The sequence below is a fragment of the Sphaerotilus sp. genome (assembly GCF_034519685.1).
In the GTDB taxonomy this organism is placed as follows: Bacteria; Pseudomonadota; Gammaproteobacteria; order Burkholderiales; family Burkholderiaceae_C; genus Sphaerotilus.
In genome coordinates, this window is record NZ_JAXHOF010000006.1 from 145,032 (window position 1) to 170,611 (window position 25,580).

At 66.3% G+C, this 25,580-nt stretch carries 26 protein-coding genes and 1 pseudogene; 19 read left to right on the forward strand and 8 right to left on the reverse strand.

Going from position 1 to position 25,580, the window contains the following annotated elements:
• Positions 1–11 precede the first annotated feature (11 nt).
• The 4 genes and pseudogenes from U5O44_RS11730 to U5O44_RS23115 all read left to right on the forward strand — a co-directional run.
• The gene (locus U5O44_RS11730; protein ID WP_322588662.1) at positions 12–719 is read left to right on the forward strand and encodes a hypothetical protein; all 708 of its coding nucleotides are present in this window, start codon (positions 12–14) and stop codon (positions 717–719) included.
• A gap of 472 nt (positions 720–1,191) precedes the next feature.
• Entirely contained in the window at positions 1,192–1,635 is a 444-nt protein-coding gene (locus tag U5O44_RS11735) for a helix-turn-helix domain-containing protein (RefSeq protein WP_322588663.1), read from the forward strand.
• 37 nt (positions 1,636–1,672) lie between these two features.
• Positions 1,673–2,194: an IS630 family transposase gene (locus U5O44_RS11740; RefSeq protein ID WP_322587417.1), complete on the forward strand. Its 522-nt coding sequence runs from the start codon at positions 1,673–1,675 to the stop codon at positions 2,192–2,194.
• 683 nt (positions 2,195–2,877) lie between these two features.
• Positions 2,878–3,159: pseudogene (locus tag U5O44_RS23115) on the forward strand (DUF7482 domain-containing protein); the annotation flags it as partial.
• An 11-nt stretch (positions 3,160–3,170) separates the two neighbouring features.
• Here the strand turns inward: U5O44_RS23115 and U5O44_RS11745 are convergent.
• Together U5O44_RS11745 and U5O44_RS11750 are read right to left on the reverse strand one after the other, a co-directional pair.
• Positions 3,171–4,505, reverse strand: a complete 1,335-nt coding sequence (locus U5O44_RS11745; RefSeq protein ID WP_473964713.1) for an IS4 family transposase — start codon at positions 4,503–4,505, stop codon at positions 3,171–3,173.
• Between the two features lie 5 nt (positions 4,506–4,510).
• Positions 4,511–5,836: an IS4 family transposase gene (locus tag U5O44_RS11750; RefSeq protein ID WP_322588457.1), complete on the reverse strand. Its 1,326-nt coding sequence runs from the start codon at positions 5,834–5,836 to the stop codon at positions 4,511–4,513.
• A gap of 240 nt (positions 5,837–6,076) precedes the next feature.
• Between U5O44_RS11750 and U5O44_RS11755 the strand changes: the two genes are divergently transcribed.
• The gene (locus tag U5O44_RS11755) at positions 6,077–6,205 is read left to right on the forward strand and encodes a hypothetical protein (protein WP_322588664.1); all 129 of its coding nucleotides are present in this window, start codon (positions 6,077–6,079) and stop codon (positions 6,203–6,205) included.
• Between the two features lie 64 nt (positions 6,206–6,269).
• Positions 6,270–6,944 (forward strand): NAD(P)H-dependent oxidoreductase, encoded by a 675-nt coding sequence (locus U5O44_RS11760; protein ID WP_322588665.1) that lies wholly within the window; start codon positions 6,270–6,272, stop codon positions 6,942–6,944.
• 14 nt (positions 6,945–6,958) lie between these two features.
• Here the strand turns inward: U5O44_RS11760 and U5O44_RS11765 are convergent, their stop codons facing one another.
• Entirely contained in the window at positions 6,959–8,275 is a 1,317-nt protein-coding gene (locus U5O44_RS11765; RefSeq protein WP_322588666.1) for an enoyl ACP reductase FabMG family protein, read from the reverse strand.
• Between the two features lie 128 nt (positions 8,276–8,403).
• Here U5O44_RS11765 and U5O44_RS11770 point away from each other — a divergent pair, with 128 nt between their 5' ends.
• On the forward strand, positions 8,404–8,793 hold the full coding sequence (locus U5O44_RS11770) for an MAPEG family protein (protein ID WP_322588667.1): 390 nt from the start codon (positions 8,404–8,406) through the stop codon (positions 8,791–8,793).
• A gap of 306 nt (positions 8,794–9,099) precedes the next feature.
• On the opposite strand, the gene U5O44_RS11775 is transcribed toward U5O44_RS11770, so the two are convergent.
• Positions 9,100–9,978 carry an AEC family transporter gene (locus U5O44_RS11775; protein ID WP_322588668.1) on the reverse strand — a complete coding sequence of 293 codons (879 nt, stop codon included), beginning with the start codon at positions 9,976–9,978 and terminating at the stop codon, positions 9,100–9,102.
• A gap of 103 nt (positions 9,979–10,081) precedes the next feature.
• Between U5O44_RS11775 and U5O44_RS11780 the strand changes: the two genes are divergently transcribed.
• From U5O44_RS11780 to U5O44_RS11800, 5 genes are all read left to right on the forward strand, one after another.
• Positions 10,082–10,330 carry an AbrB/MazE/SpoVT family DNA-binding domain-containing protein gene (locus U5O44_RS11780; protein ID WP_322588669.1) on the forward strand — a complete coding sequence of 83 codons (249 nt, stop codon included), beginning with the start codon at positions 10,082–10,084 and terminating at the stop codon, positions 10,328–10,330.
• Between the two features lie 14 nt (positions 10,331–10,344).
• Positions 10,345–10,743: a type II toxin-antitoxin system VapC family toxin gene (locus tag U5O44_RS11785; protein WP_322588670.1), complete on the forward strand. Its 399-nt coding sequence runs from the start codon at positions 10,345–10,347 to the stop codon at positions 10,741–10,743.
• A gap of 48 nt (positions 10,744–10,791) precedes the next feature.
• On the forward strand, positions 10,792–12,246 hold the full coding sequence (locus tag U5O44_RS11790) for an aspartate aminotransferase family protein (RefSeq protein ID WP_322588671.1): 1,455 nt from the start codon (positions 10,792–10,794) through the stop codon (positions 12,244–12,246).
• A gap of 152 nt (positions 12,247–12,398) precedes the next feature.
• The gene (locus U5O44_RS11795; RefSeq protein ID WP_322588672.1) at positions 12,399–14,213 is read left to right on the forward strand and encodes a DUF1800 domain-containing protein; all 1,815 of its coding nucleotides are present in this window, start codon (positions 12,399–12,401) and stop codon (positions 14,211–14,213) included.
• Positions 14,214–14,231: 18 nt separating this feature from the next.
• Complete coding sequence (locus U5O44_RS11800) at positions 14,232–15,614, forward strand: DUF1501 domain-containing protein (protein WP_322588673.1); 1,383 nt, start codon at positions 14,232–14,234, stop codon at positions 15,612–15,614.
• A 16-nt stretch (positions 15,615–15,630) separates the two neighbouring features.
• Here U5O44_RS11800 and mgrA read toward each other — a convergent pair whose 3' ends face one another.
• Both mgrA and U5O44_RS11810 read right to left on the reverse strand, forming a co-directional pair.
• Positions 15,631–16,671, reverse strand: coding sequence for an L-glyceraldehyde 3-phosphate reductase (gene mgrA, locus U5O44_RS11805; protein WP_322588674.1), 1,041 nt, complete (start codon positions 16,669–16,671; stop codon positions 15,631–15,633).
• A gap of 176 nt (positions 16,672–16,847) precedes the next feature.
• Entirely contained in the window at positions 16,848–17,396 is a 549-nt protein-coding gene (locus tag U5O44_RS11810) for a phasin family protein (RefSeq protein ID WP_322588675.1), read from the reverse strand.
• A 441-nt stretch (positions 17,397–17,837) separates the two neighbouring features.
• On the opposite strand from U5O44_RS11810, the gene petA reads away from it, so the two are divergent.
• Positions 17,838–18,455 carry a ubiquinol-cytochrome c reductase iron-sulfur subunit gene (gene petA, locus U5O44_RS11815; RefSeq protein WP_322588676.1) on the forward strand — a complete coding sequence of 206 codons (618 nt, stop codon included), beginning with the start codon at positions 17,838–17,840 and terminating at the stop codon, positions 18,453–18,455.
• On the opposite strand, the gene U5O44_RS11820 is transcribed toward petA, so the two are convergent.
• Positions 18,407–20,332: a 3'-5' exonuclease gene (locus U5O44_RS11820; protein WP_322588677.1), complete on the reverse strand. Its 1,926-nt coding sequence runs from the start codon at positions 20,330–20,332 to the stop codon at positions 18,407–18,409. The genes petA and U5O44_RS11820 overlap by 49 nt on opposite strands.
• 151 nt (positions 20,333–20,483) lie before the next feature.
• On the opposite strand from U5O44_RS11820, the gene U5O44_RS11825 reads away from it, so the two are divergent.
• Complete coding sequence (locus U5O44_RS11825) at positions 20,484–20,915, forward strand: CBS domain-containing protein (RefSeq protein WP_322588678.1); 432 nt, start codon at positions 20,484–20,486, stop codon at positions 20,913–20,915.
• Between the two features lie 71 nt (positions 20,916–20,986).
• Complete coding sequence (locus tag U5O44_RS11830) at positions 20,987–22,186, forward strand: CaiB/BaiF CoA transferase family protein (RefSeq protein WP_322588679.1); 1,200 nt, start codon at positions 20,987–20,989, stop codon at positions 22,184–22,186.
• Between the two features lie 29 nt (positions 22,187–22,215).
• Here the strand turns inward: U5O44_RS11830 and U5O44_RS11835 are convergent, their stop codons facing one another.
• Positions 22,216–22,458: a hypothetical protein gene (locus U5O44_RS11835; RefSeq protein ID WP_322588680.1), complete on the reverse strand. Its 243-nt coding sequence runs from the start codon at positions 22,456–22,458 to the stop codon at positions 22,216–22,218.
• Between the two features lie 197 nt (positions 22,459–22,655).
• On the opposite strand from U5O44_RS11835, the gene U5O44_RS11840 reads away from it, so the two are divergent.
• The 4 genes from U5O44_RS11840 (at position 22,656) to U5O44_RS11855 (ending at position 25,580) form a co-directional block, all read left to right on the forward strand.
• Positions 22,656–22,997, forward strand: coding sequence for a carboxymuconolactone decarboxylase family protein (locus U5O44_RS11840; protein WP_322590481.1), 342 nt, complete (start codon positions 22,656–22,658; stop codon positions 22,995–22,997).
• A 93-nt stretch (positions 22,998–23,090) separates the two neighbouring features.
• Positions 23,091–23,612 (forward strand): hypothetical protein, encoded by a 522-nt coding sequence (locus tag U5O44_RS11845; protein ID WP_322588681.1) that lies wholly within the window; start codon positions 23,091–23,093, stop codon positions 23,610–23,612.
• Positions 23,613–23,664: 52 nt separating this feature from the next.
• A complete protein-coding gene (locus U5O44_RS11850) occupies positions 23,665–24,252 on the forward strand; it encodes a hypothetical protein (protein WP_322588682.1) in 588 nt (195 codons plus the stop codon).
• A complete protein-coding gene (locus U5O44_RS11855) occupies positions 24,249–25,580 on the forward strand; it encodes an SLC13 family permease (RefSeq protein ID WP_322588683.1) in 1,332 nt (443 codons plus the stop codon). Before U5O44_RS11850 ends, U5O44_RS11855 begins: the two co-directional genes overlap by 4 nt.

Sequence of the window (25,580 nt, forward strand, 5' to 3'; positions counted from 1 at the left end):
ATACCCCAAACGTGAACACCCAGCAGGCTCTTGAACTTGGCGCTCAGATACAGCAACTCCAAGCGCTGATGATTGCCTTTGTCACGGATGGCCGAACCAAGGAGCAGCCAGGCGAGTACAAAGAACTTTATGCCTCGGTCCACGTTGCGCTCGAAATGTCGAAATATGCTCATCCAAATCCGCACAGATCACTAGAAATATTTTGGGCCTTTTGCAAGTTGCAAGAACTAAAGACCTACTCCAGTAGGCGAGCGTATGTCGAAGAGCTTTACGCGGACATTCTTCTCGATCTCAAACGCATTCAGGCACATAAACCCACTTCAAAGAACTGGGTAAGGGCGAATGAAGTCCTCGAAGACGAGCTTTCGCCAGTCCGTGCGCAGTGGTTGAAAGCCAAGAACTTCATTGCGTCGTCGTCACCTGACTTCGAGAACGCAGTAAAAGAGGCCATCAATTCCGTTGAGTCATGCCTCATGATCTTGCTCAACGAGCCGCAGGGAACGCTCGGAAAGATGATCAAGCGGGCGGGTTTGGACGAAGACATTGAGCGCCTTGTCAGTCAAGCCTACGGTTTTGCCAGCAATAAGTCGTTCGTGCGGCACGGTGGCACAACGGCATCGTCGCTCGGCAAGCTGGAAGCAGAGTTCTTCTTTGAGTTTTCGGCCTCAGCTATTGTCTATATCGCTGCCAAGCTCAAGAGCCAAAGCGCCGATGCCTAATCGGGAGCCGTGAGTATTTATCTCTCAATCCCACACCATCCACCATGCGGGTCCACCGTGGGCGGTTCAACAAGATGGCGCGCTCGACGAAGTTTCAATTGATGTCAAGCCGGATATCCCTGCGCGCGACTTGGGCCTGCCCCTGTTATCCAGTAAACCGCAGAAAGACCCTCACTGTGCGCTTCACCGCCTTGCTCACCGTTCTCACTTATGGCCAGAATGGTGGGGAAGCCCCTTTCATTCGTTATTTCTCATGAATAGCATCACCAATTCGTCCAGTTCAGGTGTTTACGTTGGAAAGCGGTACGCCTATTGGCGTGAGCTGCTTCATCAGTGGGTTTTCTTGGTAGAGCGCGTGTATCGCGTCACAGATGGTAAACATGCTGTCTAAGCAGCCTCAATCAAATTTGATTGTTTTTAAATTTTCATCGCTGCGTGTATAGTTGCGACACCACATCAATGATTTTGAATCATGCTCAAGAGCCGTGAATTCTCTCTCGCCCCAGAAGATCTGGAAAAACTTCGCAAAATCGAAGCCAGGGATGAGAACTGGCGAAAAAGAGAACGGGCGAGGACACTTTTGACACTGCATCAGACCAAGTCAACTGCTGAAACAGCCTTGCTGGTCGGAATCCATGACCGAACTGTTGGACTGACGAAACGAGATTGGGTTGCTCGCGGCTACGAAAGCTTGGTGGACCGCCCAAGAAGTGGTGCGCCATCGAAGATCACAGAAGCACAGTTGCAGAATATTGTGAACAAAGCTCGCGCGGAGCCAAGTTCAGCCAAACAATTATTGGCTTTTCATATTGAATGCGGTGGAGATGCGGTGCATCCGGCGACACTGAGTAATGCACTAAAATCAGTTGATTTTGTGTGGAAGAGAACAAGGGCGTCATTAAAAAAAACGGGATGAAGTCAAATTTATCAAGGCAAAACAAGAACTTACAGAGTTGAGGAAGAAGGCAGAAGACGAAGAGCTGGTTCTGGCATATGTAGACGAGACTGGGTTCGATGCGGTACATCCAAACCAATATGCATGGAGTCCCAAAGGAGAGAGGCACCTGATACAGGCAGATCGTGGAAGCAGACTCAATGTGATTGGGGCAATGCTATCGACCGGCCAGCTTTACGCGCACAAACTATGGAAGACTACTGACTCAGCCGCTTTTTCTGCATTTATTGAAAATCTTGTTCATCATGTTGGAAAACCACTGACTATTGTTATGGATAATGCATCGATTCATACGAGCAAGCTAATGATAAATGTCATGGCCGCTCTCGCGGAGAAAGGTGTGAGTTTTTATCGCCTTCCGGCCTATAGTCCTGAACTTAATCGAATCGAGCGGCTTTGGCACAAAATGAAGTACGCATGGATGAAGGCTAAACGTCGGGACAAGATAATTTTAGAGCAGGATGTGACTGAAATAATTGATGGATTTGGAAAAGGAAAGAAGTTTGAGCTTAAATTTTAAGTATTAAATTTATTTGAAACTGCTTACAAAATTGAGGAGAGCGCACTCATTTCGCTCCGCGACAGGGTCAATGCACTCCCTTCGGACCAAGAGATCCTTCCCTGCGAGCAATTCGAAATCTATTTGGACGGAGTCGACACGACTGGACAGCGGAAGCAGCTTTCATACACTTGGGCAACCGCCGATACGAAAAAGCGAGTCGCGCTAATTCAGGTCATCCTGGTGCTGAAGCTAGTGCAGTGGATGCAGAAAGAGTTCAATAGGAGAGGCGTTGTCTACAACCTCGTGGTCTGGCCCGCACCACTTCCACAGGCGGCGGGTGGGGCCTAACCACTCGCTCAAGCGGAGCGTCAACGGCATGTCACGCTGGCCATCAAGCGCTGGGGCTTCGCCCCATTTTGCGCTTGCTGTCCAACGCGCCATGCCGTTGTCGCCCGCTTAGCTCGGCACGCTCTAAACTGAAGTGCAACGCCGAGAGGGAGAAACCCCCTCGTCAGTCCCGCTCATCGCCAGCGCATGAGGATTCACCCCGGCCGACCGGCGGCCCGGCTTGGGCCTGTCCCTGTTATCCAGTAAACCGCAGAAAGACCCCCACTGTGCGCTTCACCGCCTTGCTCGCCATTCTCACTTCGTTGCTCACGGCCTGCGCCTCGCCCTTGTTCGACGTAGGGAAGAGCGAAACCGTGCTCCCGCTGAACAGGGCTTGGTTCGAAGGCCGGATCGTTGATTACATCACCACCGACGTCTCTGACCTGGCCATGGCCAGAATGGCGGGGGCAAACCATGTCCCCGCACTCGCTGCCGCCGTGAAACTGCCGTCGGGATCTTCCCTCGTCTCGCGTGTCTACAAGTTTCCCAACGGAGAGCAGATCAGCATCTTCCAGTCTGCGCCAAACCCGGTTGGACCGGAGAATCAAGACCTGAGCTACAGCCCGCTGTGGCGGGTCGTGCTCGTTCGGTGGTCAGGCCCATCCCATTACACACAAGCCCCCATCTCCTTAGCGAAGCGCACGCCCCGCACGAAGGTGTTGACCTCGTGCATGCCCAGCCAGAGGGTCTTCGCACCGGGTTCACCGTCATGCTTGCGCCCCAGGAAGCCGCCGAGCTGAGCGATCAGGCGCACCACGGTGTTGAGCTTCGGGCGCTCCTTCGGGGGCTTCTTGCGGTTGAGGATGAACGCCGCCTGCCACTCGATGTCCTCGAAGAACAGCTCGGCCGGCAACTCGGGCAACTGCCGGCCCAGCCGCATCAGCCGGTTGATGCGCCAGGCGATGATCAGGTACATCGCCAGGGCCGTCTCCAGCCGATCGATGTGACCGAGCTGCAGCCGCTCGACCCGGCAGCCCTCCTTGAGCACCAGGAACAGCAGCTCGATCTCCCAGCGGGCTCGGTACCACTCCACCATCTCGGCCGCCTGCTCCAGCGTCTGGACCGCTCGGTTGCTCAGCAGCCGCCAGATCACCGGCTTGGCCCCGACCGGCACATTCACCTCGCTGGCGATCACGCACGTCATCTCGATGGCTGGCCGCCCCGGCTCACCGGCCTTGTCCGGCCCCGCCGCCTTGAGCACCACGCGCTGCGCCCGCAGCTCCTGCTGCACCACTCGCGCCTTGCGCCCTCGCCCGGCCGGCATCTCGAACACCACCGTGCCCAGCGACTCGCTTGCCATCACCTTGGACCACAGCTTGCCCGCCTGCTTGCCCGGCAGCACCCGGTCATGCTGCGCCCTCACCAGCACGTCCACCGCCCAGCCGCTGCACTGTCCACGCTCGAACAGCGCCATCGTGTCCGACTCCCGGTCCCCCACGCACACCAGCCTCGTCTCGGGCAGCCCCTCTGCCAGCCCCACCAGGTGCGCGTAGCTCTCCACCCAGCGCACTCCCTCGTCGATCTGCCCGTCCTGCCCCTTGGGCTGCCGGGCCCAGTTCCACGCATTCACCAGCCCCAGCGGCTCTCGATGCGGCGTCACCGCGTATGTCGGATGCACGTACAGCCCCCGCCGCGCCTCGTAGTTCAGCCGCCCCAGCCCCTGCGCGCTCTGCCCGTCAAACTCCAGCTCCGTCGTGTCCTGCAAGCACAGCACCACCGCCTGCGCCTGCATGCGCCGAACGCTGGCCTGCGCGTGCGCCTGCAGCACCGCTTCCCCGCTCGTGTCCTCGTGCCCCAGGAACCGGTACGCCGCCTGCGTCTGGCCCCAGTCCCCGCACGCCTTCGGAATGCTCGCCCCAGGGCTCTGCGCCAACTGCTCCGCCAGCAGCACCGCTCGCTTGTCCAGCCTCGCGTCGCCCAGCGACAGCGTCCTCAGTTCCATCCCTTTCAAGGTGATCGCCCGGAAGCCTTGAGAAGTCGAGCGGTGGAGAAATGAGATCGGGCAGTTCGGCCATCGACCCAACCCTTGGAGGCGGCCACCTTGGGCCCGCGCTTGGCCGTGGCGAGCTTCTTGGCCGGCAGGTGCATGGCCAGCTCCAGCAGGCGCCGCGCCAGGCGTTCGGGCGAAGGCTCGGCCCGATCGGACCAGCACTGGGCCGGCACCGCCACGAGCAGGCCCTCGAAGCCCTGCTTGACGTGCTGCGCCAGATGGAAGGTGGAGACCTCCAGCTCGGGCAGGGCGGGCCGGTGCGCCTGCTCGATCACCGCCTGCAGCAGCGCCAGGACGTTGTAGGCCAGCACCGCCACGGTGAACCCGAGCAGCGCCGCGCGCGGGTGCCCCAGGGTCTTGATCTCGCTGTCGAGCACCGACTCCAGCCGCCCGAACAGGCCCTCGATGCGCCAGCGCTTGCGGTACAGCGCAGCGATCGTGGTCGCCTCCACCGTCGCGGGCAGATTGCTCCACAGCCTCAGTGTCGTGCGGCCCGACTCGGTGGGCTCGTCCAGCTCGATCTCGATGCAGCGCCACGGCGTGCAGGGCTGTGCCTGCCCGCGCACGGCCCGCAGCGTGATGGCGCACTCCCGCACACAGCCCGTGTCCATGCGCACCGCCTCGCTCCACGCCCCGCGTTCGCCCACCCTCGGGTGGCGCCCATGCTCACGCACGATGAAGCTCGCCGCCGCGTCCTGCCAGCCCTGCAGCAGTGCGCGCGTGCAGAAGTGGCTGTCGGCCACCCACAGATCCCCGGGCTCGGCCCCCGCCACCAGCGGCATCACCCCCACCCGCTCGCTCTCGTACGCGTCTTCGCACGCCACCAGATCCCGCACCAGCGCCTCGTCCGGGTCGTACACCACCAGCGCGTGCCCCGGCAGCGCCGCGCCACGCCGACCACGCAACACCCCCAGCCTCTTCTCGCTGCGCCCCAGGTGGTTGCCGTCCACCACCCTCAGCCTCCACCCCGGCAAACTCCTCGGCCTGTCCAGGCTGCCCATCACCGGCCCCAGCCGCTGCGCGCTGCCCTGCACCAGCGCCCTGAGCAACTCCGGCCTCGTCCCGCTGACCTTCCCGTACAGCGCCGCCAGCGACACCGGCAAACTTCGGCTCTGCATGGCCGCCGCGTGCAGCGACGGCCTCAGCCCCAGCGTCACCAGTGTCATCAACTCCACCACCGTCGAGAACATCAGCGTCCTGGCGTACTGCTGCCCGCGGTGCGCCTCGAACACCTCGTCGATCCACTGCGCCGGCAGCGCCTCCTCCAGAACCATGCGCGCCATCACGCTCGCCGGCGTCTGCTGCTCGAACCGCTCAATCACCGCTTCCCAGATCTCAGTCTCCTGTTGGCCTTTCCTTCCTGCAGCTTACCGACTCTGGGGGGACTCACCTTGAAAGGGATGGTCCTCAGTTCTTCTTGCGCCCACTTCGTCATCCCGACAGTTTCCCTCACGTCTCCCCGTCACCTCACCGGACAGACTTGTGTGTAATGGGATGGGTCAGGCCAGTCCCTGAAGCGCGAGTTGAAATCCGAAGAAGCATTGCTGGCGGCCGAGGAGAAAAGCGAGGTCGCGCTGGAGGTCACCGACATCGTCGTCAACTGTCCCGTCACGCGCGCCGCTGGAGGTCAAGCGTTGAGGGGCGTGCGCTGATGCGGAACGTGGTGATGCGCTGGGGGTCGAGGCAGGAAAACGGACAAACCCCTACAGTCCGCACATGAACCAACCCATTCCGCACCCCACCATCACCGCCCCCACGTCCGAGCTGATCGACCGCCTGCACTGGCGCTACGCCGCCAAGAAGATGGACCCGGCCAAGGCCGTGCCGCAGGAGAAGGTCGAGCGCATCCTCGAAGCCGCCCGCCTGGCGCCCACGTCCAGCGGCCTGCAGCCCTACGAGATCCTCGTCGTGACCGACCCGGCCGTGCGCGCCCGCATCCAGCCGATCGCGTGGAACCAGGCCCAGATCACCGAGGGCTCGCACCTGCTGGTCTTCGCCGCCTGGGACCACTACACGGCCGAGCGCATCAACCACATGTTCGACCTGACCAACGAGGTCCGTGGCTTCCGCAGCGAGGGCTGGGAGAACTACCGCAACATGCTGCTGTCCGCCTACCCGCAGCGCGACCCGGAAGTGAACTTCCAGCACGCCGCCCGCCAGGCCTACATCGGCCTATCGGCCGCGATGGTCGCCGCCGCCTTCGAGGAAGTGGACTGCACGCCGATGGAAGGCTTCGACCCCGCCGCGCTGGACGAGATCCTGGGCCTGCGGGCGCGCGGTCTGCGCAGCGCCGTGATCCTGCCGCTGGGCTACCGCCAGCCCGAAGGCGACTGGCTGGTGAACCTGCAGAAGGTGCGCCGCCCGCGTTCGGCGTTCATCACCGAGGTCTGAACGCGCGCACGCCGTCAGGCGTGCAACTGGTTCAACTGCTTGGCGATGACGTCATGGTTGAGCCAGAGCACCGGCCCGCTCGGGCTGGACGACTCGTGGAACATCAGCGGCCCGACCGCTTCCAGCACCAGCGCGCTGAGGTGGTCGGTGATGAGCGCCTTGCGGTCCTTGTGCATCTGCGTGATGGCGTCCGAGGTGCCGATCATGATGTCGGCCAGCTCGGGCGTGTTCGACATCGGCCAGGCCGCAAAGTCGCGGAAGCCTTCGGCCACGTCGCTGCCGTTGAACTCGACGATCTGCTGCAGCACGGCTTCGAGCGACTGCCCTTCCTGCAGCAGGTCGCGGCAGGCTTGCCACTGCGCCTCGGCCCAGTCGCCGCCGGCCTCCTTCTTCAGCGCCAGCAGCAGCGCGAACAGCGGCAGCTCCACGCCGACGAAGATGTCCGACGAGTTGGTGCGGATCTCCGGGCAGTTGTAGACCGTCGCCTTCACGCCCTGCGCCCAGGCCGCCTGCGCGATGCGCTCCAGGCGCATCTTGGCCAGACCCTGCGTGTAGCTGGTGTAGGTCTGCCACTGGTACTCGCCGTCGATCAGGATCTCGGTTCCGTGGTAGCCGTAGGCCGAGTAGCGGACCTGCCCGCCGCTGGCCTCCAGCCGCGCACGGATCGCCGCGCTGCCGTCGATCAGGTGCTGGAAGGTGTTGGCCGTCACCTCGTCGAAGTTCTGCAGGATCAGCTTGCCCAGGTCGCTGTCGAGCAGTTGGCTCGACGCCATGAATCGCTCGCCGCGCCCCTTGTAGATCCGGTTGGCGATCGCCAGGAAGACCTTCGCCTTCGGGATGCCGCCGGCCATGGTGTGCGCGAAGAAGACGTTGCGCCCGTCGGCGATCAGGCCGTCCAGGTGCGCCATGACCTCGGCCACACCGTCCTTGAAACGCTGCACGCCGATCGCGCGGCACTGGTCGATGTGCGCCCAGTCGAGCTTCACCTCGGTCCAGTTCTTGAGCGTCATGGTGCCGAGCAGGTCGGTCGGCGTGGGCTGGCCCGGGGGCGCGTCGAGGTCGAAGCCGGCCATCAGCGGCACGTTGAGGATCTTGCCGCCCAGGTTGGCTTCGGCCACGGCCAGCTCTTCGTCGGTCAGCGGACGCAGCCGGTTGTCGTCGTCGCGGCGGCCGACCGTGATCCCGAGGATCTCCATGCCGGCGTTGCGCGCCTCGTTGACCAGCCCGTTGGCATAGCCACGGCCAAACAGTTCACCGAACAGCACGAACACGTCGCCCGGGCGGAAGATGTTCGATTGCGGCACGGACCGGAGGGGGGTGGGTGATTGCATGGTGATCTGATCGCTGCTGAGGGTGAAATCGTCGTGCAGGACTGTAAACGCAGTGGTAGGTGTTGGGTTCGTCACACGCGACGCGGTACGCTGCACCGTTTCCCCCTCCCACCTGCAGGATCTTCCCCATGCCCTGGATCGACCTCGTCACCTTCCTTGCCCTTGCGCAGTACCTCGTCTTCGGCGCTCTGGTCGGCCGCGCCCGCGGCCAGTACGGCGTGAAGGCGCCCGCCACCACCGGCAACGAGCTGTTCGAGCGCCACTACCGGGTGCAGATGAACACGCTGGAGCTGCTGGTGGTGTTCGTGCCGTCCCTGTGGATGGCGGCGCGCTACTGGTCGCCGGTGGCGATGGCGGCGATCGGGGCGGTCTATCTGGTCGGCCGTGTTATCTACCAGCGCGCCTACACGCGCGCTCCGGCGCAGCGGGCGCTGGGCTTCATGCTGAGCATCGGGCCGGTGTCGGTGCTGCTGGTGGCGGCGTTCGCGGGGGCGGTGCGGGCGGCGCTGGCGGGCTGATCCCGCCGTTCAGGTGTTGCGTCAACCCTCCACGGTCCTACCCCAACTGCCGTCATCCTCGCGAATGCGAGGATCCAAGCCCGCCAAAGACGGTCATTTCCCTGCGTGGGTGCCCGCATTCGCGGGCATGACGGGAGGTGTTCGCGCGGGCTGTCTGTCAATCGCGATGTCTGCTGACCCCGAAGGCCCCCCTCCCGACCTCCCCCCGCTGGGGGGAGGAGAGAAGACCCAGGCGGTCTTGTCTTGCTCCCTCCCCCAGCGGGGGAGGGCTGGGGTGGGGGTTCGTGTGACACGACACCCGCCCGCTCAGGCCTGCAGCGCCAACGCCAGCGCGACGGGCATGAAGACGAGGGCGGCCATGTTGCCGATCAGCACCACCGAGGCGACCTTGTCCGGCTCCTGCCCATAGCGCTCGGCGAGCATGTAGTTCAGCACCGCCGGCGGCAGCGCGCCGAACACCAGCAGCAGCGCCTCCTCGCGCGGCGGCAGCGCGATCAGCCGCGCGGCGACCCACGCCAGCGCCATGCCCGCCACTGGCCGCAGCGCCGCGCCGAACACGCCGAAGCCGATCGCCGTGATGCGCGACTCGGCCATGCGCACGCCCAGCGCCAGCAGCATCAGCGGCACCGCGATCTCCCCGACCATGCGGATCGCCACCAGCAGCGGTGGCCACAGTTCCACCTCCGCCATGCCCACCGCCAGCCCCGCGAACGCCGCCAGCACCGACGGCGAGCGCCACGCCGTGGCCAGCCGCGCGTGGTGGTCGAGCAGCCAGGTGCCAAAGGAGAACTGCAGCAGGTTCGACAGCGTGAACAGCACCACCGCCGGCGCCAGCGCATCCGCCCCGAACGCCAGCACCGCCAGCGGCAGCCCGAGGTTGCCGCAGTTGTTGAACATCATCGGGGGCACCAGCGTCTTCGGATCAATCCCCGCCAGCCGCGCCACCGCCCAGCCGACCAGGCCGCTGCCCGCGATGACGAGGAAGGCGGCGCCGAGCAGCGGCAGGTACTGCTCGGGGTGGAAGGCCTTGCCCGCCAGCGCGCCGAACACCAGCGCGGGGGTGCAGACCTCGATGTTGAGCCGGTTGGCGTGTGACAGGTCGGGCTTCAGACGCCGGCCGACGATGAAACCGACGGCGGTGATGGCGAAGAGGGGGAACAGGATGGAGAGGATGCGCAGGAGCATGGGGCGGGACGATACGCGACGATCGGGGGCGACTGTCAGGTGACGGGGCGCGTGCTCCGGTATTACCATCCGGCCTCCAGTAACACTTCCGTCCGGAGCGCGCATGCCCCACGCACTGACCACCAAAGGCCAGGTCACGATTCCCAAGCACATCCGGGACGCCCTGCACCTGCAGCCCGGCACGGCGGTGGAGTTCACGGTGAATGCACAGGGCGAGGTGGTGCTGCATCCCGTCGCCAACCCCGGCGTGCGGTCTGCGGGGCCAGCGGACCGGTTCGACGCGGTGCGTGGTGCGGCCGACATCCGCTGGCGCACCGACGAGCTGATGAAGCTGCTGCGCGCCGACGACTGACCGGCGGGGCCACGATGCTGCTCGTCGACACCAATGTCCTGCTGGATGTGCTGCAGGACGATCCCGTGTGGGCCGACTGGTCCATCGGGCAGTTGCGCGCCCAGTCGCAGGTGCATGCGCTGGTGATCAACCCAGTGGTCTATGCGGAGGTGTCGCTGTCGTTCTCGACGATCGAGGCGCTGGATGCGGTGCTCGACCGCATGGGGCTGGTGGTCCAGGAGATGCCGAAGGCGGCGCTGTTTCTCGCGGGCAAGGCGTTCGGGCAGTACCGCCGCCGGGGTGGCACCAGAACCCAGGTGCTGCCCGACTTCTTCATCGGCGCCCACGCGGCGGTACAGGGCTGGCCGCTGCTGACGCGGGATGCGGCGCGGTTCCGGACCTACTTTCCCAGCGTCACGGTGCTGTCGCCTTGACTTGGACGCATGCGCCGGGTTTGACCTGGCTTTAACCGGAGACTGCCGATGTCCACCGCACTCGCTTCTCTCGCCGCCGCGGAGCGCGCCACCTTCCTCGCCCGCAACCCGCGCTCACGCGCCCTGTCCGAGCGCGCCGCGCAGCACCTGCTCTTCGGCGTCCCGCTGCACTGGATGACCGACTGGGGCACGCCCTTCGCGCTGCACGTCGCCCAGGCCCGCGGCGCGCGGCTGACCGACGTGGACGGGCATGAGCTGAGCGACTTCTGCCTCGGCGACACCGGCGCGATGTTCGGCCACGCGCCGGCGCCGGTGGCCCGCGCGCTGGTGCGGCAGGCGGGCGAGGGCTACACCGCGATGCTCGCCAGCGAGGACGCGGCCGTGGTCGGCGAGCGGCTGGCCGAGCGCTTCGGGCTGCCGCACTGGCAGTTCGCGATGAGCGCCACCGACGCCAACCGCTTCGTGCTGCGCTGGCTGCGCGCCGCCAGCGGGCGGACGAAGCTGGTCGTGTTCGATGGCTGCTACCACGGCACGGTGGACGATGTGTTCGTCGACCTGGTGGACGGCCGCCCGGCGGTGCGCGCCAGCCTGCTCGGGCAGGTGCACGACCTCACCGCCCACACCCGCGTCGTGCCGTTCAACGATCTGGCCGCGCTGGAGGCGGCGCTGGCGCCGGGGGACGTGGCGTGTGTGCTGGCCGAGCCGGCGATGACGAACATCGGGATGGTGCTGCCCGCGCCCGGTTTCTGGGCCGCGGCGCAGGCGCTGATCCGCCAGCACGGCGCCGCGCTGGTGCTCGACGAGACGCACACCATCAGTTGCGGCCCCGGCGGCTACACCCGCGCCCACGGGCTGCAGCCGGACGCGCTGGTGCTGGGCAAGCCGGTGGGCGGCGGCGTGCCGTGCGCGGTCTATGGCTTCAGCGCCGAGTGGGCCGAACGCGCCATGCGGGCCAAGCGCGCCGCGCCGCCCGGCCACTCCGGCATCGGCACCACGCTCAGCGGCAACCTGCTGGCGATGGCCGCGATGCGCGCCACGCTGGACGAGCTGATGACCGAGGCCGTCTACGCCCCGATGCTGGCGCGGGCGGGCCGGCTGGCCGACGGGCTGCGCGCGGTGATCGCCCGCCACGGGCTGCCGTGGTGCGTGACGCAACTGGGCGTGCGGGCCGAGTTCCAGTTCCGCACCACGCCGCCGCGCAACGGGGCCGAGGCGGCGGTGGCGTTCGACGATGCGCTGGAGCACCTGATCCACCTCGCGCTGCTGAACCGCGGCGTGCTGATCACACCGTTCCACAACATGCTGCTGGTGTGCCCGGCGACGACGGATGAGGATGTGCAGCGGCTGCTCGGGGCGCTGGATGAGGTGCTCGCGTGGTGCAGCACAGACCCAGCCCGGTTGGCACCATCTCTTGATCGCACCGTGGTGAGCGACCCTTCAATCTCAGGTATTCCATCACGAAACGTGAACGAACCCCCGAAAGAAGGGGGTCAGATCGGATAGCGTTGACCATCGGTTACGCAATTGTCACAAGTCGTTGCCGAAAATGCGAATACCAGCCGCCAGCGAGCGGCTCCCTTTTTAGGACGGAGCAGATCGTGTTGCAACGACCCCGGCAAATCGGCCGACTTTCTTCCTGGGCCGCGGGGGCCCTGATGGCCCTGACCAGCCTGTTCAGCCCTTCTTCGGAGGCGCAGACCACGGCCCCCACCTTCCTCATCGGCGGGGTGGCTTACACCAGCACCCCGTGCGCGGCTGAGTGGGGAACCTGCCGCTTCACGGGAACACGCCGCGTGGCCTACGGGGTGGGCAACAAGTGGCTGTTCCGCTACGCCACGGGCAGCCAGGACTGCAGGAGCCCAGCCTTTGGCAAGGATCCCGCCTTCGGCAAGAAGAAGGCCTGCTACACCACCGCCTCGACGGTGCTGATCCCGCCGACCACGCCCAACCCGGCGCCGCTGACCACCGCCCAGAAGCAGGCCGCCCGTCTGCTCAACCAGGCGACCTGGGGCGCGACGGCCACCGAGATTGCCCGCGTCTCGGCGATGACGCCGACCGCCTGGGTGAACGAGCAACTCGCCAAGCCGCTGACCACACCGAGCCACTTCGACTACGTGGCGATGAAGGGTCCGCTGGGCACTTCCGAGCACATCAACGCCTTCATGGAAAGCTTCTGGTCCCAGGCCGCCACCGGCTCCGACCAGTTGCGCCAGCGCATGACCTTCGCGCTGTCCGAGATCTTCGTCACCAGCGCGGTCAACAGCGGCCTCGACACGGACGCCGCAGCGCATGCCGCTTACCACGACCTGCTGGCCCGCAACGCCTTCGGCAACTACCGGCAACTGCTGGAAGAGGTGTCGCTGAGCCCGGCGATGGGGATCTACCTCTCGCACATGAACAACCAGAAGGAAGATACCCGCACCGGGCGCCTGCCGGACGAAAACTATGCGCGCGAGGTGATGCAGCTCTTCAGCATCGGCCTGTGGCAGCTCAACCAGGACGGCTCCCGCAAGCTCGACGCCAGCGGCAATCCGATCCCCACCTACGGCATCCCCGAGGTGATGGGCATGGCCAAGGTCTTCACCGGCTGGACGTTCAACGGCGTGCGTGCCTGGAACGCGCCGATGATGAACAACCCGGCGATCACCTCGACCAGCCAGAAGGACATCATCGATGGCGTGGTCATCCCCGCGGGCACCAATGGTCCGGCCTCGCTGAAGATCGCCCTCGACACGCTGGCCAACCACCCGAACGTCGCGCCGTTCATGAGCGAGCAGCTCATCAAGCGCTTCGTCACCAGCAACCCGAGCCGCGCCTACGTCGGCCGGATCGCCGCGGTGTGGGCCAACAACGGCAAGGGCGTGCGAGGCGACCTGGGTGCGGTGATCAAGGCGATCCTGCTCGACACCGAGGCCCGCAGCGACACCAAGCTGACCGACAGCACCTACGGCAAGCTGCGCGAGCCGATGCTGCGCTTCGGGCACTGGCTGCGCGCGTTCAACGCCACGCCGAACGACGGTGTCTGGACGATCTGGAATCTGGAAGACCCGGTGACCAGCCTCGGCCAGAACCCGCAGCGCTCGCCGAGTGTCTTCAACTACTTCCGGCCGGACTACGCGCCGCCGGGGCCGATCCTGGCCGCGGGCCTGACCGCCCCGGAATTCCAGATCACCCACGAGACCACGCTGACGGGTTACAGCAACTTCATGTCCTACGCCAGCGAGCGGGGCTTCGGCGGCAAGATCCTGCCGAAATACGCCGCCTATGAAGCCATCGCCGACAACGCCGAGACGCTGCTGAGTCGCCTCAACATCGAGCTGATGGCCGGCCAGATGAGCGACGGCATGAAGCAGACCATCACCAACGTGATGAACACGCTGCCCGTGACGCTGCCCAACGCACGCAAGCTGCGTGTCTGGCAGGCCGTGTTCCTGGTGATGACCTCGCCGGAATACGTGGTTCAACGCTGAGATTCGACGGACAACGCCATGACCTATCTGCACAAGCAACTGGCCCGTCGGGATTTCCTGCGCCGGGCCGCCCTCGCCACCGCCTACGCCGGCACCCCCTTCGCCGCGACCCTGGGCACCATGGGCGAAGTCGCTGCCCAGACCGCCACCGACTACAAGGCGCTGGTCTGCATCTTCCTGTTCGGCGGCAACGACCAGAGCAACACCATCGTCCCGTACGAAAACGCCGCTTATGCCAAGTACGAGGCCGCCCGGTCGGCGATCGCGCTGCCGCAGTCCACATTGCTGCAGCTCAACCTCGCCGGTTACACCGGTCCGCAGCTGGGCCTGAACCCGGCGTTCGCCACGCTCAAGCCGCTGGTGGACGCCGGCCAGTGTGCGCTGATGGCCAACGTCGGCACGCTGGCCTATCCCACCACGCTGGCCCAGTACAAGAACAGGTCGGTGCAGACGCCGCTGGGCCTGTTCTCGCACTCGGACCAGCAGGCGTCCTGGCAATCCGGTCTGCCGACCAAGGGCTCGGCCACGGGCTGGCTGGGCCGTGTCGCCGACCTGACGTCGAGCGTGTACAACCCGGGATCGGCCGTGTCGATGTGCATGTCCATGGGGGGCAACAACCTGATCCAGGCCGGCAACTCGGTGGTGCAGTACCAGGTGACCAACAAAGGCCCGGTGGTCATCGACACGATGGATTCCTCCCACTGGCGCTACAACGCCGAGATGGCCGCCGCGATGAACACGCTGATCACCCAGCCGCGCACCCACATGCTGGAGCAGGCCTACAACACCGTGGGTGCCCGGGCCATCGCCACTGGTCAGGTCGCCAAGAGCGCACTGGCTTCCGCCCCAGCCGTCTCCACGGTCTTCCCGGCGGGTGGGCTGGCGGCGCAGCTGCGCATGGTGGCGCGCCTGATCTCGGCCCGCAACCTGCTGGGCCACAAGCGGCAGGTCTACTTCGTCTCGCAGGGCGGCTACGACTTCCACGACATGCTGGTCGAGAACCAGGCGCTGCGGCTGGGCGAGCTGTCCGATGCGATGGCGGCGTTCTACGCGGCCACGGTCGAGATGGGCGTGGCCAACAGCGTGACCACCTTCACCGCGTCGGACTTCGGGCGCGGCTTGCAGTCCAACGGCCGCGGCTCCGACCACGGTTGGGGCGGCCACCACTTCATCCTGGGCGGTGCGGTCAAGGGCAACAAGCTCTACGGCAGCTGGCCGACGGTGGCGCTCGGCGGTCCGGAAGACCTGGGCCAGGGACGGCTGGTGCCGACCACCTCGGTGGACCGCTATGCAGCGACGCTGGCGACCTGGTTCGGCGTGTCGGCGGCGAACCTGCCGACCGTGCTGCCCAACGTGACCCGCTTCGCCACGGCGGCGAATGCGGGCCTCGGTTTCCTCTGATCGGTCCGCCGCAGCGTCAGACCCAGTCGCTGCTCGGCGCGCGCCACAGGTCGACCCCGCCCTCGCTGGCGTGGTGGTCGATCTCGGCAAGCTCCTCGGCCGTGAACGCCAGGTTCTGCAGTGCGGCGACGTTCTCGCGGATCTGCGCCACGCTGCTGGCGCCGATCAGCGTCGTCGTCACCCGCGGATCGCGCAGCACCCAGGCCAGCGCCATCTGCGCCAGTGACTGGCCCCGCCGCTGCGCGATGCCGTTCAGCGCACGCACCTTGGCGAGGTTTTCCGCCGACAGGTGGTCACGCGGCAGCGAGCCGCCACCTGGGCGGTTGATGCGGGCTTCTGCCGGGATGCCGTTCAGGTACTTGTCCGACAGCACGCCCTGCGCCAGCGCGGTGAAGGTGATGCAGCCCATGCCCTCCGCCGCCAGTGTGTCCAGCAAGCCGCGCTCGATCAGCCGGTTCAGCAGGTTGTAGCTCGGCTGGTGGATCAGCAGCGGCACCTGGCGCTCGCGCAGCAGCCGGGCCATCTCGGCCGTCTTGCCGGGCGAGTACGACGAGATGCCGACGTACAGCGCCTTGCCCTGCTGCACGGCGGTGGCCAGTGCGCCGGCGGTTTCCTCCAGCGGCGTCTCGGCGTCGAAGCGGTGCGAGTAGAAGATGTCCACGTAGTCGGTGCCCAGGCGCTTGAGGCTCTGGTCGAGGCTGGCCAGCACGTACTTGCGCGAGCCGCCGCCCTGTCCGTAAGGGCCGGGCCACATGTCCCAGCCGGCCTTGCTGGAGATCACCAGCTCGTCGCGGTAGGGCTTGAGGTCTTCGCGCAGGAGCCGGCCGAAATTCGTCTCGGCGCTGCCGTAGGGCGGGCCGTAGTTGTTGGCGAGGTCGAAGTGGGTGATGCCCAGGTCGAAGGCGGTGGTCACCATCTCGCGCTGCAGGTGGATCGGCGTCGTGTCGCCGAAGTTGTGCCACAGGCCCATCGAGAGCGCGGGCAGCTTCAGGCCGCTGCGCCCGCACAGGCGGTAGGGCATGGCGTCGTAGCGGGTGGGGGCAGGGGTCCAGGGCATGTGGGCGTCTCCGTCGATTGGGATCATCAGCGCCCGCAGTGTGACCCGCCCCGGTAACAGCCCCGGCACAGACGAAAAAAAGCCCGGCCGAGGCCGGGCTTGAATCGATCCCTGCAGAGCAGGCACCGAGGAGACAACTGTTTCAGAACCTCAGATCGCTTCGCAGCGACTGATGATCAGGCGCGGCGCTTGACAGCGGCCTTGGTGGCCTTCTCGGCGGTTTCGCCGAGGTTCTTCAGATTGGTTTCGGCCAGGTTGGTGGCTTGCTGGGCTGCCTTCTGCACGCTTTCGAACGCGGTCGAAGCGTTGGTCATGGCAGTCTTGACCATGGCCATGGCGGCTTCGCTGCCCTGCGGAGCGTTCTTGGTGGCTTCTTCGACCAGCGTGCTGAACTGGGTCTTGGCGGCGGCGATCTGGGCTTCTGCCACCTTCTGCACTTCGGCTTGGGTCGAGGTGGCGATGTCGTAGACCTGGCGGCCATAGGCCATGGCCTTGTCTTGCGCCGGCTTCAGGAAATCCTGTTGCAGAGCGGCCAGCTCTTGCGGACCCTTGACGGTCAGCACGGCCTTGGCTTGCTCGGCGGATTGCTCCATCGATTCACGGGCGGCTTGCATGTTCAGTTCGACCAGCTTCTCGATGCTGGCGAAGGCCTTCTGGGTCAGCTCGACCAGCGTGTCCAGATTGGCTTTGTTTGCAGCGGCCAGTTGTTCAGTGTTGATCGTCATGGTGAAGCTCCAGAAAGGGTTTGAATTGTTTTGCTGCACCGCAGCATGGAATGCAGTATAGGGCGATCGCAGCGGGATGCAAGTGTTTTGCTGCGGTGCAGCAATGATTGGGGTGCAAGCTCTAGGACCCGTGCGCGCTGAGGTGGTGGGACACCGCGTGGCAGGTCCGCCCCACGACCGAGGCATGCGGGCTGAACTGGCGGCGGTAGGCAATGCAGGATGCGCAGCCCCCAGGAAGACTGCCAGCCTGGGGCATGGACTGCCAATAATGGCAGTGTTGGCAGTCCTGGTTGGCAGCCATGGCAGACAGGTCGCCTGGCACGGCGACAGGCCAGGCGGCCGGTGCCGCAGTGCAGCCCGGGCGCTGCGCCGGGTTCTGCACGCTGGCATGCATCTTGATACTGGTATGGGTATGCACGACACCCTGACCAGGAGCCCACGATGAACCACGCACCCCCCGGTGTCCCTTCCCTTGCCCTGCCGAGCGACCCGGAGCGTCGCGTCTGGCTGGCGGCGACGGCCGTCGCCAGTGGTGTCGCCGCGGTGGCCACGGCATTTCCGCTGGTGTCGAGCTTTGCCCCGAGCGAGCGTGCCAAGGCGGCCGGCGGGCCGGTCGAGGTCGACATTGCCGACCTCCCGCCCGGTGGGGCCAAGACCGCCGAGTGGCGTGGCAAGCCTGTCTGGGTGGTGCGGCGCACGCCGGAGATGCTCGCCGCGCTGCAAGGCCACGACGCCGAACTGGCCGACCCCGGTTCTGCACAGACCCAGCAGCCGGCTTACGCGAAGAACCCAGCACGGGCCATCCGGCCGGAGGTCTTCGTGGCCATCGGCATCTGCACCCACCTGGGCTGTTCGCCGACCGCGGTGCCGAAAGGCACGGCCAATCCCAGCCTGCCCGCCGACTGGCCCGGTGGCTTCTTCTGTCCGTGCCACGGCTCGACCTTCGACGGCGCCGGGCGGGTCTACAAGAACAAGCCGGCCCCGACCAACCTGGAGATCCCGCCCCACCGCTATGCCAGCGACACGCGGATCCTCATCGGCGACGACACCGTCGCCTGACGGCCGGCTGGGTGCGGGTCTGGTGTGTTCTGCTGCAACAGCGCCTGCTGCACCCGCTCCACCACCGGCGAGGATCCACACGCCGACAGCACCAGCGCCTGCGTGGCCCGTGTCATGGCCACGTACAGCAACCGCATCGCGTCATCGAGCGACTCACCGGGCCACGGCAGCGCCTGCAGCCCGGCGACCAGTACCAGCGCGAACTCCAGTCCCTTGGCGCTGTGCAGGGTCAGCAGCCGGATGCTCGGCTGCTGCCAGTCGACGCGGCGGAAGTCCGAGGCCCCCATCGACGTCACGGGCCAGCCGCGCCGCTGCAGCGCCTGCGCGATCGGGGCCATCTGGGCCCGCGTGCGGCAGAGCACGGCGATCTCGCTCCACGCCAGGCCGCGGGCGCGGCCAGCCTGGATGTGCCCGGCGATCTGCTCGGCTTCGTCGGCCTCGTCACGGGCGGTGAACAGCACCGGCTTCGGGCCGTGGCGGCCGGAGGTGGCGGGGGTGAGGGTCGGGATCTCCTCGTCCGGTCGTGGCGGCGGCGTGCCTTCGGGGCGCAGCCGCTCGCGGGCGCAGGCCATCGCCAGCGCCAGCACTTCGGCGGTGTTGCGGTAGTTCAGCCGCAGCACGCTGGTGCGGCCCTGCGCCTGGATGCCGACGCTGGCGAAGCTGAAGCGCCGGCGCGTCTGCTGGTAGATCGACTGTGCGTCGTCGTAGAGCACCAGCAGGCTGCGCGTGTCCGGCGAGACCATGCATGCGGCGGTGCGCAGCCAGTCGTCGTCGAAGTCGTGGGCTTCGTCGATCAGCACGGCGCTGCAGCCCCCCGACGGAATCCGGCCATCGGCGAGCGCCTGGGCGACGACGCGCGGCAGTTCGGCGTAGAACGCCTCGCTGCCCGGCGCGGCCGCGACGTCCAGGCCGTGTCGCCGCGCCAGTTCCTGGCACCAGCGGTGGAAGGTGCGCACCTGCACCCGCTCGCCGACGGGACGCTGGCGGATCAGCATGTCCAGCCGATCGGCCAGCGCGCGGTTGTAGCAGAGCACCAGCACGGGATGCTCCACCGTCGCCGCAGCGGCCAGCATCTGCGCGCGCAGCACCAGCACCACCGTCTTGCCCGAGCCGGCGACGCCGTGGACCACGCGGTGGCCGCTGCCCAGCCGGCGGGCGATCTGCTCCTGCGGCAGGTCCATCACCTGCAGCAGGTCCGGGACTGGCGCGGGCTCGGTGGCGGCCGGGTCCGTGGTGACCGGATCGGCGTTCAGCCGGAGTTCGGGGAACAGGTGCCAGCGGATGCGGTCGCGCTGCGTGGCGGTGAGCGTGTGCGGGTAGTGGACGGTGAACAGGCCGCGCAGCCGCTGCTGGAAGGTGTCCGGATCGACGCTGTCGTCCAGATCGTCGCGCAGCAGGGTCTGTGCCGGGGGGAACACGGCGTCGAAGCCCGGACGCTGCGCCACCTCGCTGCGCCGCATCCCGGAGAGCACGGCCCCCCAGCCATAGGGAAACAGCAGCCGGCTGCGGTGCGGGCCGTCGTCGTGGACCAGCGCCGGGTCGCGCTGCACCAGGTCGACCAGTTCCATCGCGTGGTCGCGGGCCTGGCGCAGCGGGTGGTGGTCGGCGACCAGGCCGCGCGTGGTGTGCAAGCCGACGGAGTCGCGTGTGGCGTGCTGCAGGGTGCTGCAGCGCCAGTCCTTCACCTCCAGCAGCAGCAGACCCAGCCGCGGCCCGAGGACGACGACATCCGGCTGCCGGGCGCGCGGGCCGATCGGCACGTCGTGCCAGACGGTGTGCGTGTCGTCCAGGCACCGTTTCAGCTGCTGCAGCAAGCGCCGCTCGCCTGCGTTGCCGCGTTGCTCGATCTGGCGGTAACCCTGGGGGAACTGCGCCATCAGACAGGGATCCGCAGTGGCCTACTAGGAAAGTCCATCAGGCGGACACGACGGTTCTGCGCGAAGATCGCATCGTCGACCACCAGAGTCGGCGCTACATTTCGCAGATTCAGCACGCCCAGCACTCCCAGCACTCCGAAGGGGAATCCACATGAACACTGTCGCCCAGATCCTGCTGTCCAAACCCAGCCACGCCGTCCACACCGTACCGCCGGAGGCCTCCGTGCGCGAAGCGATCGAGCTGATGGCCAGCCAGCGCATTGGCTCGCTGCTGATCGTCGAGGACGGACGCATCCTGGGCATCTTCACCGAGCGGGACTATGCCCACAAGGTGGAGGTCCGTGGCCGCACGTCCACCGGCACGCCGATCCGCGAGGTGATGACGCCGGACGTGATGTTCGTGACCCCGGCCACCACCACGCAGGAATGCATGGCGCTGATGACCGACAAGCGCCTGCGCCACCTGCCGGTGATGGACAAGGGCGCGCTGGTCGGCCTGATCTCGATCGGTGACCTGGTCAAGGAGATCATCTCGGAGCAGCAGTTCGTGATCGCACAGCTGGAAAGCTACATCCACAGCTGATCGGTCGGCGTGCGAGGGGCGTGGTGTCATGCCGGGTCCATCGGGTGCCACGCCGCGAACTTGAGTGACCGATGACGAACCACACCCCGCCCCAACCCCTCGCCGGCCTGCGCGTTGTCGAGTTCACCCACATGGTCATGGGCCCGACCTGCGGCATGGTGCTCGCCGACATGGGCGCCGAGGTCATCAAGATCGAGCCGATCGACGGCGACCGCACGCGGCGGCTGCTCGGCGCGGGTGCAGGCTTCTTCCCGATGTTCAACCGCAACAAGAAGAGCATCGCGATCGACCTGCACCATCCGGAGGGTGCCGAGGTGGCGCGCCGGCTCGCCGCCAGCGCGGATGTCGTCGCCGAGAACTTCAAGCCCGGCACGATGGGCAAGTACGGCCTCGACTACGCCGCGCTCAGCCAGGTCAACCCGCGCCTGATCTATGCCAGCCACAAGGGCTTCCTGCCCGGCCCGTATGACCACCGCACGGCGCTCGACGAGGTGGTGCAGATGATGGGCGGCCTGGCCTACATGACCGGCCGGCCGGGCGACCCGCTGCGCGCCGGCACCAGCGTCAACGACATCATGGGCGGCATGTTCGGGGCGATCGGCGTGCTGGGCGCACTGATCCAGCGCGGCATCACCGGGCGTGGCATGGAGGTGCAGTCGGCGCTCTACGAGAACAACGTCTTCCTCGTCGGCCAGCACATGCTGCAGTACGCGATGACCGGCAAGCCCGCTGCACCGATGCCGGCCCGTGAAAGCCCCTGGGCGATCTACGACGTGTTCACGGTGAAGGATGGTGAGCAGATCTTCCTGGCGGCGGTGAGCGATGCGCAGTGGGCGACGTTCTGTGACGCGCTTGGCTTCGACGATCTGAAGGCCGATCCCGCGCTGGCGCTGAACAACCAGCGTGTGCGGGCGCGGCCGACGCTGATGCCCGCACTGCGCGAGCGTCTGGCGCAGCGCAGCGCGGCGGAGCTGTCGGCGACCATGGAGCGGGCCGGTCTGCCGTTCGCGCCGATCCGCCGGCCGGAAGACCTGCTGGACGACCCGCATCTGCTGGCCACTGGCGGGCTGGCCGACATGGTGCTGCCGGACGGCGAGCGTGCCGGACAGACCGTCAAGGCCACGCTGTTCCCGATCACGATGGAGGGCGAGCGGCTCGGTGTCCGGCTCCATCCGCCCCGACTCGGCGAGCACACGGCCGCGCTGCTGGAGGGCCTCGGCTATGACGTGGCGCAGATCGATGTGTTGCGGAACCGGAATGTGGTGGCCTGATCGGGGTGTGGTGTGGCGCTGCGCATGCCTCAGCGCGCCTGCGCCAGCAGCTCGTCCAGCGCCTTGCAGCTCGGCGCGCACACCTTCTGCGGCCGGCCCAGCACCTGCTTGCTCTTGAGCATGGCCTGCGGACGGTGCTTGCCGCACAGCAGGCAGGACATGGTGCCGCCGACAAACGCGCCCTTGCCGCCAAAGGGCGATCCAGCGGACTTGCTCTTGTAGCGCAGGCCCTTGGAGTCGATCACGGTCTTTTCGTCGTCGTCGTCGAGCATGGTGATGGGGCGCCTGTTGTGTCACCCCATTGGACCACGCTGGTGTGCGGACGCAAGGTCGGCATACTTCCGGTTTGATCTACCCTCATCCCGCCTTCACCATGTCCTCTTCTGAATATGAATCTGGATCCGCATCTGGATCCGAATCTGAAACGGGTGTTCCGCGGCATCCCGGCGAGCAGCGCCGCCGGCAGGTGATGGGCGATGTGTTCGTCGACCGCGCGCTGGCGCAGGCGGATGATTTCTCGCGTCCGCTGCAGGCCTGGGTCAATGAACACGCCTGGGGATCGACCTGGCTGCGCGAGGGGCTGGAGCTGAAGCAGCGCAGCCTGTGCACCGTGGCGATGCTGGCCGCGCTGGGCCGCAGCCAGGAGCTGAAGGGCCACCTGCGTGGCGCGATGAACAACGGCGCGACGCTGCAGGAGCTGCGCGAGGTGTTGCTGCACGTCGGGCCGTATGCGGGCGCACCGGCCGCGATCGAGGCGTTTCGTGCCGCCAGGGAATGGATGGCCGACAACGGCCTGTCGCTGGAACCATGACGGGCGGCAGGCCACGCATGCGCTGGTTCCATGGGGCCATGGCGCCACAGGGCTCTATACAATCGAGAGGGTGTCCTTAGCAGAGTGCCCGCCATGCCGCCTCCGCACCACCGCCACCACCCGCATGGCCATCCATCTGGCCCGAGGTTGCCCAAGCCGGGTGTCCCCGCCTCGCAACTGCTGTCGTTTTTGGATGCGCCGCGACTGGACGCCCTGCTGACGCCTCTGGTGCCTCAATCGGCCGACCGCGCGTTCGTGCTGCGCTGCCTCATTGGCGAAGGCCCGATCCATCACCGCGGGGCGAACTATGTGCTGATCGCGTTGCTGGCGCGTGTGCTGGAGGCATCGCCGCACGCCGCAGGGACGCTGTCCGTGAGCGAGGACACCGGCATGCCGGTGCCGATGCGATTGCCCCCGCACCTCTCCGATGCCGTCGAAGAAGGCGACTATCCGTTGCGCCTGCCGACGATGGCATTGCGGGCGCTGGCGGGAGGCGACGCTGCACGCCTTGACGCCATGGTCGACTGCCTGACCGATGGTCCAGCGCAGCATGTGCTGGCCAATGTGGTCATGGTGTCGCTGATCGAGCAAGTGCTGCGGTCGAGGCAGGTCTGACGTGGGACTTCCTGTTGATCAGGCCTTTCGTCTCGCCGCGGCGGAGTTGGGCATGGCGTCGGCAGCCTGGCTGTTTGCCGAGACTGCCGCGCATGATGGTGGGCCGTCAGCGGTGCTGGCGCTGCGGGATGCGCTGGGTCGAACGTGGCCAGTGCTGGACGCCATCTGTGCTGCGTGGTGCGACGGCGTCCGCCCGCCGGTGCCGGTGCTGGAAGGGGCGATGCCGGTGCTGGACACGGCGGCACGGGTGGTCGTGGTCGGCATCGAAGCGCGTTGGATGGATGTGCTGGTTGCACGGCTGCCGGCGACGATGCGTATCGGGCTGGTGCGTTCCAGCCCGCTGGAGCCCGACTGGACACGTGTGGTCGCCAATCACCGAGGTCGGGTTGAACTGCTTCGATTGTCCGAATTCCAGTCTTGGGCCGGCCCTCGTTCCGTGCTGATGACCTTTGTGTATGGTCGCAGCGGCAGTCAGGCGTTCGTGCTGCCTTCGTGGTTGCGCGTGTCGGGTGAGGACGTGCGGTTGCAGTTCCGGGCGCTGTTGGGCTGGAACATCCTTGGCGTGCCGATGCTGGTCTATCCGCGCTGGCTTTCGGCGACCGAGGTTGCGGGTTTTACGGATCTGGTGGACGGCGCATGACCGCCTATGCCTCGATCGCATTTCCGTTGCTGTTGATCACTGCGATCGTGGCCCAGGCACTCTGGCCGGCATATCGATTGATGATCGTGCTGGCCGGGGCAGCGCTGTCGTGTGCGGGGGCGTCGTGGGCGGGGTTGACGACGACGGCCGCACTGTTCGCGGGCGTACCGTGGAACGTGTTGCTGATTCTGGTGGCGTTGGGGCTGTTTGCCGAGCGACTGGCCGCGAGCCGGCTGTTCGGACTGGCTTCGGTCCAGATCACGCGGCTGGCCCGGGCCCGACCGGTGGCTGTGATGGTGCTGTTCGCGCTAGGCACCTACCTCGTGTCTGGCGTGGTCAACAACCTGACGGCGCTACTGGTCGTGTTGCCGGTGTTGTTGACGGTGTTCACGCTGGTCGGGGTCACGCAGCGCTACGCGGTCTGGACGCTCGGGCTGATGCTGGTGATGTGCAATCTGGGCGGGGCCGCCACGCCGATCGGTGACTTTCCCGCGGTACTGCTGCTGGGCCGCGGGGCGATGGACTTTGGCGACTATCTGATGGGGGCCGCGCCGCCGACACTGGTGGCGGTGGGGTTGTTGCTGGCCATCGTCTTGCTGGTGGTCAGGCCTGCACGTGATGTGCCGTTTTCATCGCAGGGTCAGCGGCTGACCCTGGTCCTGCTGGCCCAGCTTTACCGAGGTGTGCAGGTCGATCAGCGGCTGCTCTGGCCGTGTCTGGGGGCGCTGCTGCTGATGCTGCTTGGCTGGCTGGTTGCGCCGGCCTCGTGGGGGCTCAGCCCGGAATTGGTGGCTTGGTTCGGGGCGGGACTGGCGCTGATGGCCCGCTGGCGCGAGGGGGAGGCCGCGCTGCGTCGCTCGGTGGACGTTGAGGCGGTGCTGTTTCTGCTGGCGCTGTTCTTGATGGTCGGCGTGGTCCGTGAAACGGGGTTGTTCGATCGGGCAGCCCATCTGCTGACGGCCACAACGCTTTCGCCGACCGCGCAGGTGGTGCTGTTTCTGGTGGCCGCCGCAGTGCTGACTGGGTTGTTCTCTGCCGGCCCGAGCATGGCAGCGCTGTTGGACGTGGCTGACGTGCTGGCGCGCCAGCAGTCACCCGAGGCGATTTACATCGGACTGGCGCTGGCCGTGTGTGCAGGCAGCAGCCTGTTCCTGACTGCCGCGACTTCTGGTCCGTTGACGCAGGCGCTGGTCGAGCGCGCTCGACTGCGAGATGCCCATGGTGCACCGATCGTGTTCGGGTTCCGCGAGTTCATGCCGGTCGGGTTGTTGGGCTTTGTCGTGATTCTGGGTGTGGCCATCGCACGGACACTCTGGGTGTTGGGCTGA